The organism is Aquipseudomonas alcaligenes (assembly GCF_003205495.1).
GTDB classification, from domain to species: domain Bacteria; phylum Pseudomonadota; class Gammaproteobacteria; order Pseudomonadales; family Pseudomonadaceae; genus Aquipseudomonas; species Aquipseudomonas alcaligenes_B.
In genome coordinates, this window is record NZ_QJRX01000001.1 from 167580 (window position 1) to 185443 (window position 17864).

Sequence of the window (17864 nt, forward strand, 5' to 3'; positions counted from 1 at the left end):
GGGAAAAGGGAAAACGTGGCAGCGCGGCGTGCGCATTCGCCGGCTCATGCGCGCAGGCGCTCCAGCTGTTCGATCTGCCGCTGCAGGCGGTACAGGTAGGCGAAGCCCTGCTCCCAGCGCTGGTGGCCGGACTTCACGTTGATATGCCCGGCACCCGGCAGGATGGCGGCCTGGCTGCCCCAGTCGCGGGCCATCTGCAGGGCACGCTGGGCACTGGCGGCGTGGTCGTTGTCCGAGCCCACCAGCAGGCTGGGGAAGGGCAACAGCTCGCGGGAGATCGGCACAAAACCACGCAGGGCTTCGGGGCAGTTGGCGCGCTCGACATCGGCCGGCGCCACCAGCAGGGCGCCGCGCACCTTGCGCAGCGAGGCCAGCGGCGCCTGCGCGGCCCAGCGCGCCAGGGTCACGCAGCCGAGGCTGTGCGCCACCAGGATCAGCGGGCCGCGGGCGGCCGCCACTTCGCGCTCCAGGGCGGCGACCCAGCGCTGCGGGTCGGGGTGGTCCCAGTCCGCCTGCTCGACCCGGCTGGCGCTCGGCAGGCTGCGCTGCCAGTGGCTCTGCCAATGCTCGGCGGGCGAACCCTGCCAGCCCGGCAGGATCAGGTAGTGGATGCTCTGGCTGGCCATGGACTGCCTCCTCGGGTGCATTTCGGGCCAGTCTAGGCAGGGATAATCCGCATGTTAAGGAATAAGAATTTATTTGCTTATTCCATTTAACTCATCCGAGCACGATGCAGTCCTTGCCCTGGCGCTTGGCCTGGTACATGGCCAGGTCCGCGCGGGCATAGAGGTCGTCCAGCTGGTCGCCCACGCGCAGCTCGGTGAGCCCCTGGCTGACGGTCACCCCGAAACTGCTCTCGCCCGTCGGGAACTGCAGGCGCTGCACTTCACGCTGCAGGCGCTCGGCCACCAGGCGTGCCTGCTGGCTGTCGCAGCCGGGGAACAGGGCGGCGAACTCCTCGCCGCCGATGCGCCCGAACAGGTCGTCGCGGCGCAGCACATAGGCGCCGCAATGGGCCACGCGCTGCAGCACGCGGTCGCCCATCTGGTGGCCGTGGCTGTCGTTGATCTGCTTGAAGTTGTCGATGTCGAGCAGCAGGAAGGCCAGCGGGCGGCCGTTGGCGCGGGCTTCGCCGAACAGCTCGGCGGCGCGCTCGAAGAAGTGCCGGCGGTTGCTCGCGCCGGTCAGCACGTCGCTGGTGGCCAGGCGCTGCAACTCGCTCTGCAGGGCCTTCTTCTCGGTGATGTCCTCGGCGATACCGACGATCAGCGACTGGCCGCCGAACAGGTTGGGCGGGCTGATGAAGCACTTGTCGCTGAGCCAGCGCACCTCGCCGTCACCACGGATGATGCGGTACTCGCGCTGCTCCACCGCGCCCAGCTGGTGCACCGACTGCAGGCTCTGCGCGGCGTATTCCATGTCGTCGGGGTAGATGCTGTTGAGCCACTCGCCGTAGTCGGCCAGCAGCAGCGCGGCGCTGCGGCCGAAGATCTGCTCGTAGGCCGGGCTGACGTAGATCACCCGGCGCTGCTCCCAGTCGAAGGCCCAGAGCACCGCGTTGACGCTGGCCAGCAGGCTGCTCACCAGCTGCTCGCGTTCGCGCAGACGCTCGACCTCGCCACGACTGTGCAGCAGGGCCAGGGTCAGGGTTTCCACTTCGCTGGGAGCTTGATCGTCGGTCATCCCGGACCACCTCTCGACTGCCATGGCTACAGCCTATGCGCCCGCGGCGAGGCTGGCGATGGGCGGATGCGGGGCTTGTGACGGGCGGCAGAAAATCCATCCATGCAGTCAGGAAGCGGGAACCTCGGCGCGTGCTGGTGGTATCGCCGGGGAGCCTGCGTAGAGGTGAACGCGCCCGAATCGACCATATATTCGATTAAAGAATATATAAATCGTTAAACATTCTTTTTAAGTCTAAACGATCTCCCCCTAGTATCCGCTCCACGCCCACGCCGGGCCCCATCCCAAGGAGCAGATCATGAGCGTCACGCTGAGAAGCCTCGAAGGTCAGGACGAAGCCAGCATCCTGCGTGAAATCCAGGCCGCCCTGCACAACCTGCGTTTTGGCGCGGTGGAAATCACCGTGCACAACGGCCAGGTGGTGCAGATCGAGCGCAAGGAAAAATTCCGCCTGCAACCCCAGGCCAACAAGCCCACCTGATTCCAGGACCACCCGACCGGACCACCGGAGGGCGTATCGCCACTTTCTTCCGGCCGCGAGCACACCCCTGCAGCGCCCACCCCCAATAAAGCCAAGCCCATACGCCTTCTCAGGAGCAGTTCCATGTCCATCCGCCGTTTCGCCCTGGCCAGCCTGGCCGCCGCCCTGTTCTCCAGCCAGGCCCTCGCGGCCAGCGAGATCCTCAACGTCTCCTACGACCCGACCCGCGAGCTCTATCAGGAGTTCAACGCCGCCTTCAACAAGCACTGGACCGCCCAGGGCAAGGAAGCGGTGAAGATCCAGCAGTCCCACGGTGGCTCGGGCAAGCAGGCCCGCGCGGTGATCGACGGCCTGCGCGCCGACGTGGTGACCCTGGCCCTGGCCGGCGACATCGACGAGCTGCACAAGCTGGGCAAGCTGATCCCGGAAAACTGGCAGGAGCGTCTGCCGCAATCCAGCACCCCCTACACCTCGACCATCGTGTTCCTGGTGCGCAAGGGCAACCCGGAAGGCATCAAGGACTGGGATGACCTGGTCAAGCCGGGCGTGGAAGTGATCACCCCCAACCCGAAGACCTCCGGCGGCGCGCGCTGGAACTTCCTCGCCGCCTGGGCCTACGCCCAGCAGAAGTACGGCAGCGAGGCCAAGGCCCAGGAGTTCGTCGAGAGGCTGTACAAGAACGTCCCGGTACTGGACACCGGCGCCCGTGGCTCGACCATCACCTTCGTCAACAACCAGATCGGCGACGTGCTGCTGGCCTGGGAGAACGAGGCCTTCCTGGCCCTGAAGGAACAGGGCGGCGACCAGTTCGAAATCGTCGCGCCGAGCCTGTCCATCCTCGCCGAGCCGCCGGTGGCCGTGGTCGACAAGAACGTCGACCGGAAGGGCACCCGCGAAGTCGCCACCGCCTACCTGCAGTACCTGTACAGCGAGGAAGGCCAGCGCATCGCCGCGAAGAACTTCTACCGCCCGCGTGATGCCAAGGTGGCCGCGGAGTTCGCCCAGCAGTTCCCGCAGCTGAAGCTGGTGACCATCGACCAGGACTTCGGCGGCTGGAAATCCGCCCAGCCCAAGTTCTTCAACGATGGCGGCATCTTCGACCAGATCTACCAGGCCCAGTAAGGACCACCCCGCAGGGCGGGCTCACCCGCGCGGCAGCCCGCCCCGCCCACCCCAAGTACAAGGGACATCGCAATGTCACGCCGCATTTCCCCCGTCATACCCGGCTTCGGGCTGACGCTGGGCTACACCCTGGTGTACCTCAGCCTGTTGGTGCTGATTCCCCTGGGTGCCATGTTCGTGCACGCCGCCCAACTCAGTTGGGCCGAATTCTGGGCCATCATCAGCGCACCGCGGGTGCTGGCCGCCCTCAAGCTGAGCTTCGCCACCGCCTGCGCCGCCGCCCTCATCAACGGTGTGATCGGTACCCTGCTGGCCTGGGTGCTGGTGCGCTACAGCTTCCCCGGGCGCAAGATCATCGACGCGATGATCGACCTGCCCTTCGCCCTGCCCACCGCCGTCGCCGGCATCGCCCTCACCGCGCTGTACGCCCCGGCCGGCCTGGTCGGCCAGTTCGCCACCGAGCTGGGCTTCAAGATCGCCTACACCCCGCTGGGCATCACCCTGGCGCTGACCTTCGTCACCCTGCCCTTCGTGGTGCGCACCCTGCAACCGGTGCTGGCGGACATTCCGCGCGAGGTCGAGGAGGCCGCCGCCTGCCTCGGCGCTCGGCCCTTCCAGGTGTTCCGCCACGTGCTGCTGCCGGCCCTACTGCCGGCCTGGCTGACCGGCTTCGCCCTGGCTTTCGCCCGGGGCGTCGGCGAGTACGGATCCGTCATTTTTATAGCCGGCAATATGCCGATGAAGACCGAGATCCTGCCGCTGCTGATCATGGTCAAGCTCGACCAGTACGACTACACCGGCGCTACCGCGATCGGCGTGCTGATGCTGGTGGTGTCCTTCATCCTGCTGCTGCTGATCAACCTGCTGCAGCGCCGCATCGAACGCCCGTAAGGAGGCCGCCATGAGTAGCACCGTTCTGTCGTCCTCCACCCTGGCCAACGACCGGCGCCGCGGCAGCCCGCTCGGTCGCCGCGCGCTGATCGCCGGCGCCTGGCTGGTCTTCGCCCTGTTCCTCCTGCTGCCGCTGTTCGTGGTGCTCAGCGAAGCGCTCAAGCTCGGCTTCGGCACCTTCTTTAGCGCCCTGCTGGAGCCGGACGCGATTGCCGCGCTGCAGCTGACCCTGCTCGCCGTGGGCATCGCCGTGCCGCTCAACCTGGTGTTCGGCGTGGCCGCCGCCTGGTGCGTGAGCAAGTACGAATTCCGCGGCAAGAGCCTGCTGGTGACCCTGATCGACCTGCCGTTCTCCGTGTCGCCGGTGATCGCCGGCCTGATCTACGTGCTGCTGTTCGGCGCCCAGGGCTTCTTCGGGGAGTGGCTGCAGGAGCGCGACATCCAGATCATCTTCGCCCTGCCCGGCATCGTCCTGGCGACCATCTTCGTCACCGTGCCCTTCGTCGCCCGCGAGCTGATTCCGCTGATGCAGGAACAGGGCACCCAGGAGGAGGAAGCCGCGCGCCTGCTCGGCGCCAGCGGCTGGCAGATGTTCTGGCACGTGACCCTGCCCAACATCAAATGGGGCCTGATCTACGGCGTGGTGCTGTGCGCCGCGCGGGCCATGGGCGAATTCGGTGCGGTGTCGGTGGTGTCCGGGCATATTCGCGGCTACACCAACACCCTGCCGCTGCACGTCGAGATTCTCTACAACGAATACAACCATGTCGCCGCCTTCAGCGTCGCCAGCCTGCTGCTGGCCCTGGCGCTGATCATCCTGCTGCTCAAGCAGTGGAGCGAATCCCGTCTGTCCCGCCTACGTCACAGCGACGCGGAGGAATAAGCCATGTCCATCGAAATCCGTAACGTCAGCAAGACCTTCGGCGCCTTCCGCGCGCTCAACGACATCAACCTGGATATCCACAGCGGCGAGCTGGTGGCCCTGCTCGGCCCCTCCGGCTGCGGCAAGACCAGCCTGCTACGCATCATCGCCGGCCTGGAGACGCCGGATGCCGGCAGCATCCAGTTCCACGGCGAGGACGTGTCCAACCATGACGTGCGTGATCGCAACGTCGGCTTCGTGTTCCAGCACTACGCCCTGTTCCGCCACATGACGGTGTTCGACAACGTCGCCTTCGGCCTGCGCATGAAGCCCAAGGGCGAGCGCCCGAGCGAGGCGGAAATCGCCGAACGGGTGCACGAGCTGCTCGGCATGGTCCAGCTCGACTGGCTGGCCGACCGCTACCCGGAGCAGCTGTCCGGCGGCCAGCGCCAGCGCATCGCCCTGGCCCGCGCCCTGGCGGTGAAACCCAAGGTGCTGCTGCTCGACGAACCCTTCGGTGCCCTCGACGCCAAGGTGCGCAAGGAGCTGCGCCGCTGGCTGGCGCGCCTGCACGAGGAAGTGCACCTGACCAGCGTGTTCGTCACCCACGACCAGGAAGAAGCCATGGAAGTGGCCGACCGCATCGTGGTGATGAACAAGGGCACTATCGAGCAGATCGGCTCGCCAGCCGAGGTCTACGAGCAGCCGGCCAGCGACTTCGTCTACCACTTCCTCGGCGACTCCAACCGCCTGCACCTGGGCGACGACCAGCACCTGCTGTTCCGCCCGCACGAGGTGTCGCTGTCGCGCCTGGCCATCGACGAGCACCGTGCGGCGCAGGTGCGCGACATCCGCCCGCTCGGCGCCATCACCCGGGTGACGCTCAAGGTCGAGGGCCAGGACGAGCTGATCGAGGCCGAGGTGGTCAAGGACCACGCCAGCCTGAGCGGGCTGACCCGTGGCGAGACGCTCTATTTCCGGCCCAAGGTCTGGCAGCGCCAGCCTGCCTTCTGAGGCCGGTAGCACAGGCGGAGCCGCGACGGCTCCGCGGCGCCAGAATTGCGATGCAAATCACTCTTTTGGCTCATCCTTTGCTATGACAAGCGCAGTAGGCTGTTGCCACTGCGCTGACAGCCAGCAGGCTCACGCTGACAAGAATAATAAGGAGCGACCGGGGATGAATCGTAGTCCTTTGATTCGACTGTACTTTTCCATCGTGTTTGGGGTTCTGGCGAGTTTCTCCGCCGTCGCCCAGGCCGCCGCCATGACGGCCGCCGAACAGGTCCAGGTCTATGCCAGCCGAGCCACCAGCAGCCTGCTGCTGCTGCGCGGCGAAGGCTTCCAGGAAGAGCACCAGCAGCGCCTGGACAAGGATATCGCCGATCTGGAGAGCGCCGCCCAGAATGCCATGAGCGCCAGCTCGGAAATTCCCGGATTGACCACCAAGCTTGTTACCCAGTTACGCCTGGGTGTTTCCTTTGGCCCCAACGAAGACAACATGCCCTGGGAATATCCCCAGGACCTGGCCAAGGCCCTGCGCGAACTGCTGACCGTGGCGCGGGCCGTGCCTGATGCCGACCCGGCTGGCGAACTGCCGGCCAAGGTCGAATACCTCGGCGTGCAGTACCTCAGCCGCTCCTACGTCGGCACCTTCGAGATCGCCCGCGAGCAGACCGACAACTACATCGGCCAGGACGAACGCCAGCTGGTGCCGCAGATCGACGAGGAGCTGGCCAAGCTGGACGGCAAGGCCAACGGCGCCGTGGCCAAGCTGAAGACCCGCTGGAAGTTCCTGCGCGCCGCGCTGCAGGACATGAACAGCGGCAGCAATGCCCTGGCCAGCGCCTCCGGCCGTGCCTTCGCACCGACTACCGTGGATCGCCATACCCGCAACCTGACCGACCAGTGGATGGCCCTCGGCCAGATGGCCGGCTCGCCATAAGCCACGCCAGTGCTACCCAGAAGCCGGGCCCTGCCCGGCTTTTTTCTGCCCGCCCTCAGGCCGGCGCGCCGCGGTACTCGCGCGCCGCCTGCAGCAGCCAGTCGCGAAAGGCGCGCAGGGCGGCGGACTCGGCCTTGCGCTCGGGAATCATCAGGTAATAGGCCCTGTCGCTGCTGTGCAGCGCCGCCGGGTGCGCCGGTACCAGGCGGCCGTCGGCCAGCTCGCGCTGGATCAGGAAGGGCGGGATCAGCGCCACGCCCATGCCGTGGGCGGCGGCCTGGGCCAGCATGGAAAACAGTTCGTAGCGCGGCCCGCCAAGGTCGTGCGGCACGCTCAGGCCCTGGGCGGCGAACCACTGGCGCCAGGCATAGGGCCGGGTGCTCTGCTGCAGCAATGGCAGGCCGGCCAGCTCGGCGGCGGCGAACTGGGCGCGCTCGCCCAGCAGCTCGGGGCTGCACACCGGCAGCGGCTCCTCGGCCATCAGGTAGTGCGCCTCGGTGCCGGACCACTCGCCATCGCCGAAGTAGATGGCGGCGTCGAAGCTGGTGTCGGCGAACAGGAAGGGCCGGGTGCGGTTGGTCAGGTGCACCGTCACTTCCGGGTGCAGCTGCTGGAACGCCTTGAGCCGGGGCACCAGCCACTGGGTGGCGAAAGTCGGCACCACCGCCAGCTCGATCGCCACCGCGCCCTGGCGGCCCATGGCGGCCAGGGTGTCGCGCTCCACCGCATCCAGCTGCGCCGCCACCTTGCGGCTGTAGGCCAGGCCGGCCTCAGTCAGCTTGACGCCGCGGCGCGAGCGGCGGAACAACTCGATGCCGAGGAACTCCTCCAGCCCGGCGATCTGCCGGCACACCGCGCTCTGGGTCAGCGCCAGCTCGTCGGCAGCCTTGGTGAAGCTCTGGTGGCGGGCGGCCGACTCGAAGGCCACCAGGGCCGCGGTGCTGGGGATCTTGCGACGCATCTATGCCACGACCTCACTCAGCAGGGAGAAAAATGCCCATTCAGGCTATCTCGGAGTGAGTTATTCGCACAACAGCGTGCGAAATCCTCGTTTGCTCAGGGCCGCATGCAGGCCTAGTCTCTGTCCATCGCCCGGCCCGCGCCGGACTGCCCTGCCACCGTTTCGAGGATCAATCATGGCCACCAAGGCAAGCTTCAACTGGATCGACCCGCTGCTGCTGGACCAGCAGCTGACCGAGGAAGAGCGCATGGTGCGCGACAGCGCCCAGCAGTTCGCCGCCGACAAGCTGGCCCCGCGCGTGCTGGAAGCCTTCCGCCATGAAAAGACCGACCCGGCGATCTTCCGCGAGATGGGCGAGACCGGCCTGCTCGGCGCCACCATCCCCGAGGCCTACGGCGGCAGCGGCCTGAACTACGTGTGCTACGGCCTGATCGCCCGCGAAGTGGAGCGCGTGGACTCCGGCTACCGCTCGATGATGAGCGTGCAGTCCTCGCTGGTGATGGTGCCGATCTTCGAGTTCGGCAACGAAGCCACCAAGCAGAAGTACCTGCCCAAGCTGGCCAGCGGCGAATACATCGGCTGCTTCGGCCTGACCGAGCCGAACCACGGCTCCGACCCGGGCAGCATGGTCACCCGCGCCAAGAAGGTCGAGGGTGGCTACCGCCTGACCGGCAGCAAGATGTGGATCACCAACAGCCCGATCGCCGACGTGTTCGTGGTCTGGGCCAAGGACGACGCCGGCGAGATCCGCGGCTTCGTCCTGGAGAAGGGCTGGCAGGGCCTGTCCGCGCCGGCGATCCACGGCAAGGTCGGCCTGCGCGCCTCGATCACCGGCGAGATCGTCATGGACAACGTGTTCTGCCCCGAGGAGAACGCCTTCCCCGACGTGCGCGGCCTGAAAGGCCCGTTCACCTGCCTCAACTCTGCCCGCTACGGCATCAGCTGGGGCGCCCTGGGCGCCGCCGAGTTCTGCTGGCATACCGCGCGCCAGTACTGCCTCGACCGCACCCAGTTCGGCCGCCCGCTGGCGCAGACCCAGCTGATCCAGAAGAAGCTGGCCGACATGCAGACCGAGATCACCCTGGCCCTGCAGGGCTGCCTGCGCCTGGGCCGGATGAAGGACGAGGGCACCGCGGCGGTGGAAATCACCTCGATCATGAAGCGCAACAGCTGCGGCAAGGCGCTGGATATCGCGCGCATGGCCCGCGACATGATGGGCGGCAACGGCATCAGCGACGAGTTCGGCGTGGCCCGCCACCTGGTCAACCTCGAGGTGGTCAACACCTACGAGGGCACTCACGACGTCCACGCGCTGATCCTCGGCCGCGCCCAGACCGGCCTGCAGGCGTTCTTCTAAACGCTGCGCAGGCGCTCTTTTCCCTCTCCCACCGGGAGAGGGAACTTGTCCATGAGGTTCCCATGTCCGGTGCACTTTCCCATATCCGCGTTCTCGACCTGTCCCGCGTGCTCGCCGGCCCCTGGGCCGGGCAGATCCTCGCCGACCTCGGCGCCGAGGTGATCAAGGTCGAGCGGCCGGGCACGGGCGACGACACCCGCCACTGGGGCCCGCCCTACATCAAGGACGCCGCAGGCAACGACAGCCGCGAGGCGGCCTACTTCCAGTGCGCCAACCGCAACAAGCAGTCGCTGACCCTGGACTTCACCCAGGCCGAGGGCCAGCGCCTGGTGCGCGAACTGGCGGCGCAGTGCGACGTGCTGCTGGAGAACTTCAAGGTCGGCGGCCTGGCGGCCTACGGCCTCGACTACGAAACGCTGAAAGCGGTCAACCCGCGACTGATCTACTGCTCCATCACCGGCTTCGGGCAGAACGGGCCCTATGCCAAGCGGGCAGGCTATGACTTCATGATCCAGGGGCTCGGCGGGCTGATGAGCCTGACCGGCAAGCCCGATGGCGAGGAAGGCGCCGGCCCCATGAAGGTCGGCGTCGCCCTCACCGACATCCTCACCGGACTGTACGCCACGGTCGGCGTGCTGGCCGCGCTGAACGCCCGCGAACAAACCGGGCAGGGCCAGTGCATCGACGTTGCCCTGCTCGACGTGCAGGTGGCCTGCCTGGCCAATCAGGCGATGAACTACCTGGCCACCGGCGCCGCACCCAAGCGCCTGGGCAACGCCCACCCGAACATCGTGCCCTACCAGGACTTCCCCAGCGCCGACGGCGACTTCATCCTCGCCGTGGGCAACGACGGGCAGTTCCGCAAGTTTTGCGAGGTCGCCGGCCTTCCGGCTTTGGCCGACGACCCGCGCTTTTCCACCAACAAGGCACGGGTCGCCCACCGCGCCGAGCTGATTCCCCTGCTGCGCCAGGCCACGGTGTTCAAGAGCACCGCCGAATGGGTCACGCTGCTGGAGGCGGCCGGCGTGCCCTGCGGGCCGATCAACGACCTGGCCCAGGTGTTCGCCGACCCGCAGGTGCAGGCCCGCGGCCTGCGCCTGGACCTGGCCAACGGCCTGGGCAGCACCACACCCCAGGTGGCCAGCCCGCTGCGCCTGTCCGCCACCCCGGTGGACTACCGCCTGGCACCGCCGCTGCTGGGCGAGCATTCGGACGCCATCCTGCAGCGCCTGCTCGGCCTCGACGCCGCGCAGATCACCAGCCTGCGCGCCGCCGGCGTGGTCTGAGGCGAGCGCCGCCGCTGCCCGCGATACCGGCCAAGCTTGCGCGCGGCGCGCCGGCCGGGTAGCTTGAGGCCATCCTTCAGGAGTCAGCATGTCCCGTTCCCCGTCCCAGCAGCCCACCGTCTCCCGCAGCGCTCCGCGCCTCGCGGTGCGCGCGGCTGCCGGCGACTATTGCTATGGGTACTGGTTTAGCCACGGGCGCGCCTGATTACCCCCACAGGCGCCCCAACTTCCGGGTCGCCACCACACAGAGTTCGCAGAACCCCCGGTCGGCCACCCGACCGGGGGTTTTGTTTTTCCACGAGGAGCACAGCATGAACCCGTATTACCGCACTTCCCACTGGCGATTTACCCGCTTCCTGCAACAGCACCCAGAACGCTCCCGAACACATCGCTAGGGCCGTGGCGGCAACGCCGCCCGGCCGAGGAAAGACCAGCCATGAACGCACCGCTCCCCCTCGCTTCGCTCCCCGCTTCCGCTCGCCACGCCGAGCCCCTGCCCAGCCCGGCGCACCTGCGTCAGCAATGGCCACTCAGCGCCCACCTCGCCCGGCGCGTGCAGCAGCAGCGCCAGCATATCCGCGCCTGCCTCGACGGCAGCGACCCGCGCCTGCTGGTGGTGATCGGCCCCTGCTCGCTGCACGACCCCGAGTCCGCCCTCGACTACGGCCGGCGCCTGGCCGCGCTGCAGGCCGAAGTCGACGACCAGCTGCTGCTGGTGATGCGCGCCTACGTCGAGAAGCCGCGCACCACGGTGGGCTGGAAGGGCCTGCTGTACGACCCGCACCTGGACGGCAGCGGCGACCTGGCGGCGGGCCTGGCGCTAGCGCGCGGCCTGCTGCTGCAACTGCTCGAACTCGGCCTGCCGCTGGCCAGCGAACTGCTGCAGCCGCTGGCGGCCGGCTACCTCGACGACCTGCTGGGCTGGGCGGCGATCGGCGCGCGCACCAGCGAGTCGCAGGTCCACCGCGAACTGGTCAGCGGCCTGGATCTGCCGGTGGGCTTCAAGAACGGCACCGACGGCAGCCTGGCCATCGCCTGCGACGCCATGCAGGCGGCGGCGCGCGCCCATCGCCACTTCGGCATGGACGAGCAGGGCCGCCCCGCGCTGCTGCAGACCCGCGGCAACCCGCACAGCCACCTGGTGCTGCGCGGCGGCAACGGCGGGCCGAACTACCAGAGCGATGCCGTGGCCGCGGCCCGCGCCACCCTGCAGCGGCGCGGCCTGGACGCGCGGATCATGGTCGACTGCAGCCACGCCAACAGCGGCAAGGACCCGGCCCGCCAGCCCCAGGTGCTGGAGGCGGTGCTCGACCAGCGCCTGGCCGGCGACCTCAGCCTGCGCGCCGTGATGCTGGAAAGCCACCTGCAGGACGGCTGCCAGCCGCTGCAGCAACCGCTGCGCTATGGCCAGTCGATCACCGACGCCTGCCTGGGCTGGGAAGCCAGCGCGGCGCTGCTGCGCCACGCCGCCGAACGCCTGCGCCAGGGCCGCTGAGGAGGTGCCGGGGCGCCCGCCCCGGCCATCAGCCAGCGGGCATCACCCTGATTCACCCGGCTGATAACACTTCCAGGCGATATTAAGCGGCCGCCCCCCGGGACTACTCTGACCTGCGCACCCCTGAGGTCGAGGAGCCTTGCCGATGTCCAACAACAATAATGGCTATCCCTCCAGTCTTTCCGCCTGGACCACCGTGACCATCCTGATGGTCGCCTACGTGCTGTCGTTCATCGATCGGCAGATTCTCAACCTGCTGGTGGGGCCGATCCGCCGCGACCTGGTCATCAGCGACACGCAGATGAGCCTGCTGATGGGGCTGTCCTTCGCCCTGTTCTACACGGTATGCGGCATTCCCCTCGGGCGCCTGGCCGACACCCGCAGCCGGCGCGGCCTGATCGCCCTCGGCGTGCTGTTCTGGAGCGCGGCCACCGCCGCCTGCGGCATGGCCAAGCTGTACTGGCAGTTCCTCATCTGCCGGGTCGGCGTCGGCGTCGGCGAGGCGGCGCTGTCGCCGGCGGCCTATTCGCTGATCGCCGACAGCTTCCCGCCGCAGCGCCGCGCCACCGCCATGGCGGTGTACGGCATGGGCGTATACCTGGGCTCGGGCATCGCCTTCCTGCTCGGCGGCCTGGTCATCCAGTTCGCCTCGGCCCAGGGCGACCTGCAGCTGCCGCTGCTGGGCGAGGTGCGGCCGTGGCAGCTGATCTTCCTCATCCTCGGCGGCGCCGGGGTGCTGTTCAGCCTGGTCATGCTGGCGGTGCGCGAGCCGGCCCGGCGCGGCGTGGGCGCCGGGGTGGCGGTGCCGCTGGCGGACGTCGGCCGCTACATCCGCAGCAACCGCCGCACCGTGCTGTGCCACAACCTGGGCTTCGCCGGGCTGTCGCTGGCCGGCTACGGCAGCGCCGCCTGGATCCCCACCTTCTTCATCCGTACCTACGGCTGGGATGCCGGCCAGGTCGGCATCGTCTACGGCGGCATCGTCGCCGTGTTCGGCTGCCTCGGCATCGTCTTCGGCGGGCGCCTGGCTGACTGGTTGGCCAAGCACGGCCGCGACGACGCCAACATGCGCGTCGGTCTCTACGCCGCCGTGGGCGCCCTGCCCTTCGTCGTGGCCTTCCCGCTGATGGGCGATGCCCTCTGGGCCTGCGTGCTGCTGGCGCCGGCGGTGTTCTTCCTGAGCATGCCGTTCGGCGTGGCGCCGGCGGCGATCCAGGAGATCATGCCCAACTCGATGCGCGGCCAGGCCTCGGCCATCTACCTGTTCGTCATCACCCTGATCGGCCTGGGCCTGGGCCCGACCGCCGTGGCCCTGGTGACCGACTTCGTGTTCGCCGACGACAACGCCCTGCGCTACTCCCTGCTGATCGTCACCGCCCTGGCCGTGTGCTGCTCCATCGTCCTGCTGTGGAAGGGCCTGCACCCCTACCGCGAGAGCCTGCAGCGCCTGCAGCAGTGGGCCATGAACCCGGCCTGAGGCGCGCACCAGCGCCTCCAAGTCTGCGCCGGCGACAGAGCGCTGAGCTAGATGGAACCCAGGGCGGGGCAGGCAGCTCCACTCCCGGGTTCCATTCAGGCTACGGCTGACAGCCGTGCCAAATATAAAGGCCACCCGGAGGTGGCCTTTGTCATTTCGACACGGTAATCAAGGCTAGTGCGAAAGTCCTAAAGCCTTTGCCACCTGTACCTCATAGCTGCTTTCTGGATTTGCCCGACACTGCGCGACAATTCTGGGCAGCGCCTCCTCGAACTTCCGGGGATACCCTAGAACATGCTCAGTATTGGCTGACCGGGAAAGCACGGACATGAACAGCAGAGCCGAGGTGTACTTGAAGGTCGGCACCTCCCGCAATTGGGCTTGCGGGTGTGCAGCTTGAAACCGATCGGCCTCGGCCACGACAGCGCTGCAGGGTTGCGAGAGCAGACTATCCAAGGGCGGAACTCCATCACTGGCCGAGCCGAAGGCAAAACGCTTCTCCACTCGCTGTTGTCGCGCGGTCCCATCTTGCACGGCCCACGGTTCGTAGCGCCAAGTCGAGAGACTATCGATGACCGCCTGCTGCAACTCCACCGGAGCCTGCGAAGTGGCGATATCGCTGACATGGCCATCCGCATGCACCGTAAAAGTCGCACTTACCTGAGCATCAGGCGGCAGCTTCAGGCCTGCGGGCAACTGCGGTTGCGGGGTGTATAGCGGCTTGAGCAGTGGCACGCTGAAAATCGCCGCATCCTTCTGCAGGCGAGCCACGAACTCATCGACGATGAGGCGCACATTCTCGTTGGCGCCATTGGCATGGGCGAACAACCCCATGTAGTGGCGGGTCTGGTTGGCGATGTCATAACGAGCCAACAGTTGCTCGCCACGGCTCAGCTCGAAGCTCATACGCCCATCCCAGGAGACCGGCACAGGCACAGTGAACAGCGTGAACGCACTGAGCAGGAGCTTGGGGATATGACGCGCAGTCGAGTAGTCGCCGAGAGACACCACTCTCAGGTTGTATCCGCTTGGATCGCGCCCCTCGGCAACCTGCTCGAACACACCAACCTGGCGCAGCTCATTGCGTACCCAATGGCCGGGCACCGGCCCGGCTATCTGTACATGGATCTCCGGCAGCTGAGGTTCACGCGCAAGCTGGGGCTCCGGCAGGCTGTGTGTGACCTGGCAGCCACTCAGCGCCAGTAGCATCAACAGCGACAGGAAGAGCCTCATTTCAGTCGCTCCGACAGGAAGGCCTTGTAGATCGAACTCTGCGGACCGTCCTCTTCGATCACGAGCGGATAGGCCGACTCTAGATGCTCCAGCGCCAGAGGCGTCAACTCGGGCAGTTCAGGGTGCTTGGTCCAGAGCAATGCCTGGTCGCGCTGCAGGTTACTGCTATGGAGGAAGATGCAACTGTTGCGCGAGATCATGCAGGCCGCACGGAAGTCACCGATGTAGTAGGCCTTGCCCGCCTCCAGCGGCAGAGGGATGGAGAAATCTTCCTTTGCCCAGCGCGACGAGCTGCGCCAGCGAAACAGCACGTTATGGAGTTCGTACATGCCTGGCTTGAGCGGCATGACAAACAATGTGCCTATGCCCCTGTTGGTTTCGCGCAGGTCTCGCTTGGTACGTGCATACACCTTGTTGAGCAAACGCGCCGAGGCCAGCGCATCGCCGCCACGCCGACGGATGAAGATGTTCTGCTCGTGGGCCGAGTAGGCAGCATCCGGCCAGACGCCAACCACACCCACCAGATAGCTGACCGGCTCACCAGGGCCGGCCTGCAGTTCCGGGTCGATCGATGTCTCCGACAGGCTGTAGCAGCCACTTAGCAGCAACATGAAAAGCAGCGGCACAACACGGACCAGGTACTCCATGGTCAGACAACTCCTTGCGATAAATCGGCAGCCCTGGCCTCGCAAAGAGGACCGGGCTTGATAGCAAACGGACTGAGCCAGCAGAACGGCAGACGCCCTGATTGGCTGGCCGCTGTAAGGCAGTGGCGGGCCTCAATCAGCCGGCCAAACTACTTCACGTCTGTAAGACGACGATCATCGAAGTAGAAGGGGTTCTTATCGGTCCTCACTGAGAGGAAGTAGCCGTAGTCGACTAGGTAGATATGGCGAAACACCCGCTCGTACTTGTCGCCATCCATCCGACAACTCAGCTCCCTGGCTTGACCGCTCAAACGAGCATGCAGCTCGCTGGCCGGCAAGCTTCGCTCTACCGTGCAACGGGTCACCTCGCGCTCGCCACCGTATTCGCCCGCAGCACTGTTCATATTCAACTGCACCTTGCTGTAGCTCAGCTGAGCCCCCACCGGCATGGCCTGCCAATCTCCGGCAAAGTCCAACTCCTTGAGCCAACCGGTATCAGTCATCCGGGTGAACTTGGAACTGCTCGCCAACTCGATCAGGCCCCGCCAAGTCACTTCGCTGGCTTCGTAGTCATCCCCGCGAAGGTCCACCTTCACCTGACCGCTTTGTGCATCCGCGGACAGGAACTTTTCTTCCAGCAGGGGGGATGTCTTGCCCTTGTAGGTGGAGGTGCCTTCGATTTTCAGGTAGCTCAGCTTCTTCGGCGGCGGAGCTAGCTTCAATCCGGCAATCGCTGCCAGCACTTCTGGGCGCACAGACGGCATGTCGAGGGACAAGGGGGCTTTGACCCGTGGCTCGAACGAGGCCAGTTGCCCAAGCCGCTCAGGCGCGGTACAGACCTGTGCAAAAAGCAGCGCATAGTCCCCGGTGCTTGCGGCAATAGGCCGAGCAACAGGATTGTCGAAAACTTTACCGTCGGTCACCTGATTGCCCGCATCGAGATCGTAGCCGGCCAGAAGCTTGTAGGTCTGCCCAGCGCAGTCGACAGCGTAGTGCTCGCGCTTCTGCGCATAAGGGGCGTTGTAGGGCAAGTCCAGACGGATATCCGGATAATCGAAACCACCCCAGAACGTGATGATGCTGGACTGGCTCCTGATACTGTTGGCGTCCAGCAAAATCCAGGTCTTCGATTCACCGCCGCGCACCACCCGCCAGTCCGGCTGCTGTGTATCGGCGCACGCCTGCTGGAAGCTCGCATTCTCGCGCAGTGCCTGGCCGAGTTTTCCTGTCACCGGCTGTGGACGCTGATATTCGACACCTCCTACATAGCGGCGGCCCTGAGGACCATCCAGATACATCAGGCGCACTTCATTGCTTGAGCAGGAGGCCTCGAGCTGCGCCGATTGCGGCATGCCACCCTCGGGGCTGCGGTCCTCACTGATCTCGAAGTTAAGTTTATCGCCTTCGCGAAATACGCTGCCCTCGTGCAAAGGCCCACTGAGTATCCGTTCAAGCATGGCATCAGGCTGTTGCGCGATACCGGCGCAGCCCACCATCGCCAGCGATGCTGCAATAGGCAGAGAAAAAGCAAAACCTTTCACGGTGTCCTTTGTGCCTCCATACATATGACTGCTCCCTTTAGTGTCCATGCTGATAGCAGGCTGGCTTCCGATAGAAGGCAAAAGCCAGTCAAGTCGTTTCTTTAGGAAGAAAACGTGATCGGCCCCCGTTACCAATGGGCCGACTCAGAAAACCCCGTCGCCCACACCACGCGGGACGAACAGTGGCAACGGTGCCCGCTTGGCCTCAGGCAGCTCAGCCGCAGGGGTATCGGCGCTAGCAACTCCACCAGACAATGCCGATGCGACGCCCTCGGCGGCCAGCAGACGGGTCAGGATGGACTTGCCCGTGACCGTGTAATCGCTGACACCCTCGGAGCCGGAAATGGGCGACGACGCCAGGCGCTTGCCCGCCTCGTCATACACATCGACAGCAAGAACATAGGTCAGCACCGTGCCCATAAAGGCCTCGCTCTTCCACTCCTTGACCCGCACCGCCAGAAGCTGCCGACCAGCGCCGGAGGCTTGAGTGCTCCCTGGCTTTGCAGGCTCGGCCTCACCACCCGATTGCTTGATCCTACCGATGATGGACTACTGCAGGTCATGCGCCAGCGGTTCACCACTACGGGTATTGACGTCATAGGGGATGTAGTAGCTGCCGCGAATCAGCCCAACATAATCCGCCGTCTTGCTGCCGCTGAGAATATAAGCCCGCTCATCCACGACCATCACTTCAACAAGTTTAGCCGGCGTAGAGCCTACTTGCGGATAGACCTGGGATTAATCGATTTTGCTCCCGAAAGTACAGCCGGCCAGATAGACAGAGACCAGCGCAATAAAAATAAATCTGAACAACATACAAGCCCTCGAAAATTACCGAGATAAGAGACAGACCAGTGTGAATGATCATCAATGAAAATCGCCCGCC

At 65.9% G+C, this 17864-nt stretch carries 17 protein-coding genes; 10 read left to right on the forward strand and 7 right to left on the reverse strand.

Annotated features, from left to right (window positions below; translation table 11 throughout):
• Positions 1–44: 44 nt before the first annotated feature.
• Together DMO17_RS00790 and DMO17_RS00795 are read right to left on the reverse strand one after the other, a co-directional pair.
• Positions 45–626: an RBBP9/YdeN family alpha/beta hydrolase gene (locus DMO17_RS00790; RefSeq protein ID WP_110680415.1), complete on the reverse strand. Its 582-nt coding sequence runs from the start codon at positions 624–626 to the stop codon at positions 45–47.
• 91 nt (positions 627–717) lie between these two features.
• The gene (locus DMO17_RS00795) at positions 718–1683 is read right to left on the reverse strand and encodes a sensor domain-containing diguanylate cyclase (RefSeq protein WP_110680416.1); all 966 of its coding nucleotides are present in this window, start codon (positions 1681–1683) and stop codon (positions 718–720) included.
• Between the two features lie 298 nt (positions 1684–1981).
• On the opposite strand from DMO17_RS00795, the gene oscA reads away from it, so the two are divergent.
• From oscA to DMO17_RS00825, 6 genes are all read left to right on the forward strand, one after another.
• Positions 1982–2164, forward strand: coding sequence for a sulfur starvation response protein OscA (gene oscA / locus DMO17_RS00800; protein ID WP_110680417.1), 183 nt, complete (start codon positions 1982–1984; stop codon positions 2162–2164).
• Positions 2165–2287: 123 nt separating this feature from the next.
• Positions 2288–3286 carry a sulfate ABC transporter substrate-binding protein gene (locus tag DMO17_RS00805; protein WP_110680418.1) on the forward strand — a complete coding sequence of 333 codons (999 nt, stop codon included), beginning with the start codon at positions 2288–2290 and terminating at the stop codon, positions 3284–3286.
• Positions 3287–3358: 72 nt separating this feature from the next.
• A complete protein-coding gene (gene cysT / locus DMO17_RS00810; RefSeq protein WP_110680419.1) occupies positions 3359–4177 on the forward strand; it encodes a sulfate ABC transporter permease subunit CysT in 819 nt (272 codons plus the stop codon).
• A gap of 10 nt (positions 4178–4187) precedes the next feature.
• Positions 4188–5060 (forward strand): sulfate ABC transporter permease subunit CysW, encoded by an 873-nt coding sequence (gene cysW / locus DMO17_RS00815; RefSeq protein WP_110680420.1) that lies wholly within the window; start codon positions 4188–4190, stop codon positions 5058–5060.
• Positions 5061–5063: 3 nt separating this feature from the next.
• Positions 5064–6053 (forward strand): sulfate/molybdate ABC transporter ATP-binding protein, encoded by a 990-nt coding sequence (locus DMO17_RS00820; RefSeq protein WP_110680421.1) that lies wholly within the window; start codon positions 5064–5066, stop codon positions 6051–6053.
• A 163-nt stretch (positions 6054–6216) separates the two neighbouring features.
• Positions 6217–6981, forward strand: coding sequence for a hypothetical protein (locus DMO17_RS00825; RefSeq protein WP_110680422.1), 765 nt, complete (start codon positions 6217–6219; stop codon positions 6979–6981).
• 55 nt (positions 6982–7036) lie between these two features.
• On the opposite strand, the gene DMO17_RS00830 is transcribed toward DMO17_RS00825, so the two are convergent.
• On the reverse strand, positions 7037–7942 hold the full coding sequence (locus DMO17_RS00830; RefSeq protein WP_110680423.1) for a LysR family transcriptional regulator: 906 nt from the start codon (positions 7940–7942) through the stop codon (positions 7037–7039).
• Between the two features lie 175 nt (positions 7943–8117).
• Here DMO17_RS00830 and DMO17_RS00835 point away from each other — a divergent pair, with 175 nt between their 5' ends.
• The 4 genes from DMO17_RS00835 to DMO17_RS00855 all read left to right on the forward strand — a co-directional run bounded on the left by DMO17_RS00835 (position 8118) and on the right by DMO17_RS00855 (position 13557).
• Positions 8118–9299 carry an acyl-CoA dehydrogenase gene (locus tag DMO17_RS00835; RefSeq protein WP_110680424.1) on the forward strand — a complete coding sequence of 394 codons (1182 nt, stop codon included), beginning with the start codon at positions 8118–8120 and terminating at the stop codon, positions 9297–9299.
• 62 nt (positions 9300–9361) lie between these two features.
• Complete coding sequence (locus DMO17_RS00840) at positions 9362–10585, forward strand: CaiB/BaiF CoA transferase family protein (RefSeq protein ID WP_110680425.1); 1224 nt, start codon at positions 9362–9364, stop codon at positions 10583–10585.
• Between the two features lie 436 nt (positions 10586–11021).
• Positions 11022–12080: a 3-deoxy-7-phosphoheptulonate synthase gene (locus tag DMO17_RS00850; RefSeq protein WP_110680426.1), complete on the forward strand. Its 1059-nt coding sequence runs from the start codon at positions 11022–11024 to the stop codon at positions 12078–12080.
• A gap of 145 nt (positions 12081–12225) precedes the next feature.
• A complete protein-coding gene (locus DMO17_RS00855; RefSeq protein WP_110680427.1) occupies positions 12226–13557 on the forward strand; it encodes a spinster family MFS transporter in 1332 nt (443 codons plus the stop codon).
• A 174-nt stretch (positions 13558–13731) separates the two neighbouring features.
• Here DMO17_RS00855 and DMO17_RS00860 read toward each other — a convergent pair whose 3' ends face one another.
• From DMO17_RS00860 to DMO17_RS00875, 4 genes are all read right to left on the reverse strand, one after another.
• Positions 13732–14790 (reverse strand): energy transducer TonB, encoded by a 1059-nt coding sequence (locus tag DMO17_RS00860; RefSeq protein ID WP_110680428.1) that lies wholly within the window; start codon positions 14788–14790, stop codon positions 13732–13734.
• Entirely contained in the window at positions 14787–15437 is a 651-nt protein-coding gene (locus DMO17_RS00865) for a hypothetical protein (protein ID WP_258371044.1), read from the reverse strand. The genes DMO17_RS00860 and DMO17_RS00865 overlap by 4 nt, the downstream gene beginning before the upstream one ends.
• 149 nt (positions 15438–15586) lie before the next feature.
• Positions 15587–16978 carry a hypothetical protein gene (locus tag DMO17_RS00870; protein ID WP_146224888.1) on the reverse strand — a complete coding sequence of 464 codons (1392 nt, stop codon included), beginning with the start codon at positions 16976–16978 and terminating at the stop codon, positions 15587–15589.
• Positions 16979–17122: 144 nt separating this feature from the next.
• Positions 17123–17398, reverse strand: coding sequence for a hypothetical protein (locus DMO17_RS00875; RefSeq protein ID WP_110680430.1), 276 nt, complete (start codon positions 17396–17398; stop codon positions 17123–17125).
• Positions 17399–17864: the final 466 nt, after the last annotated feature.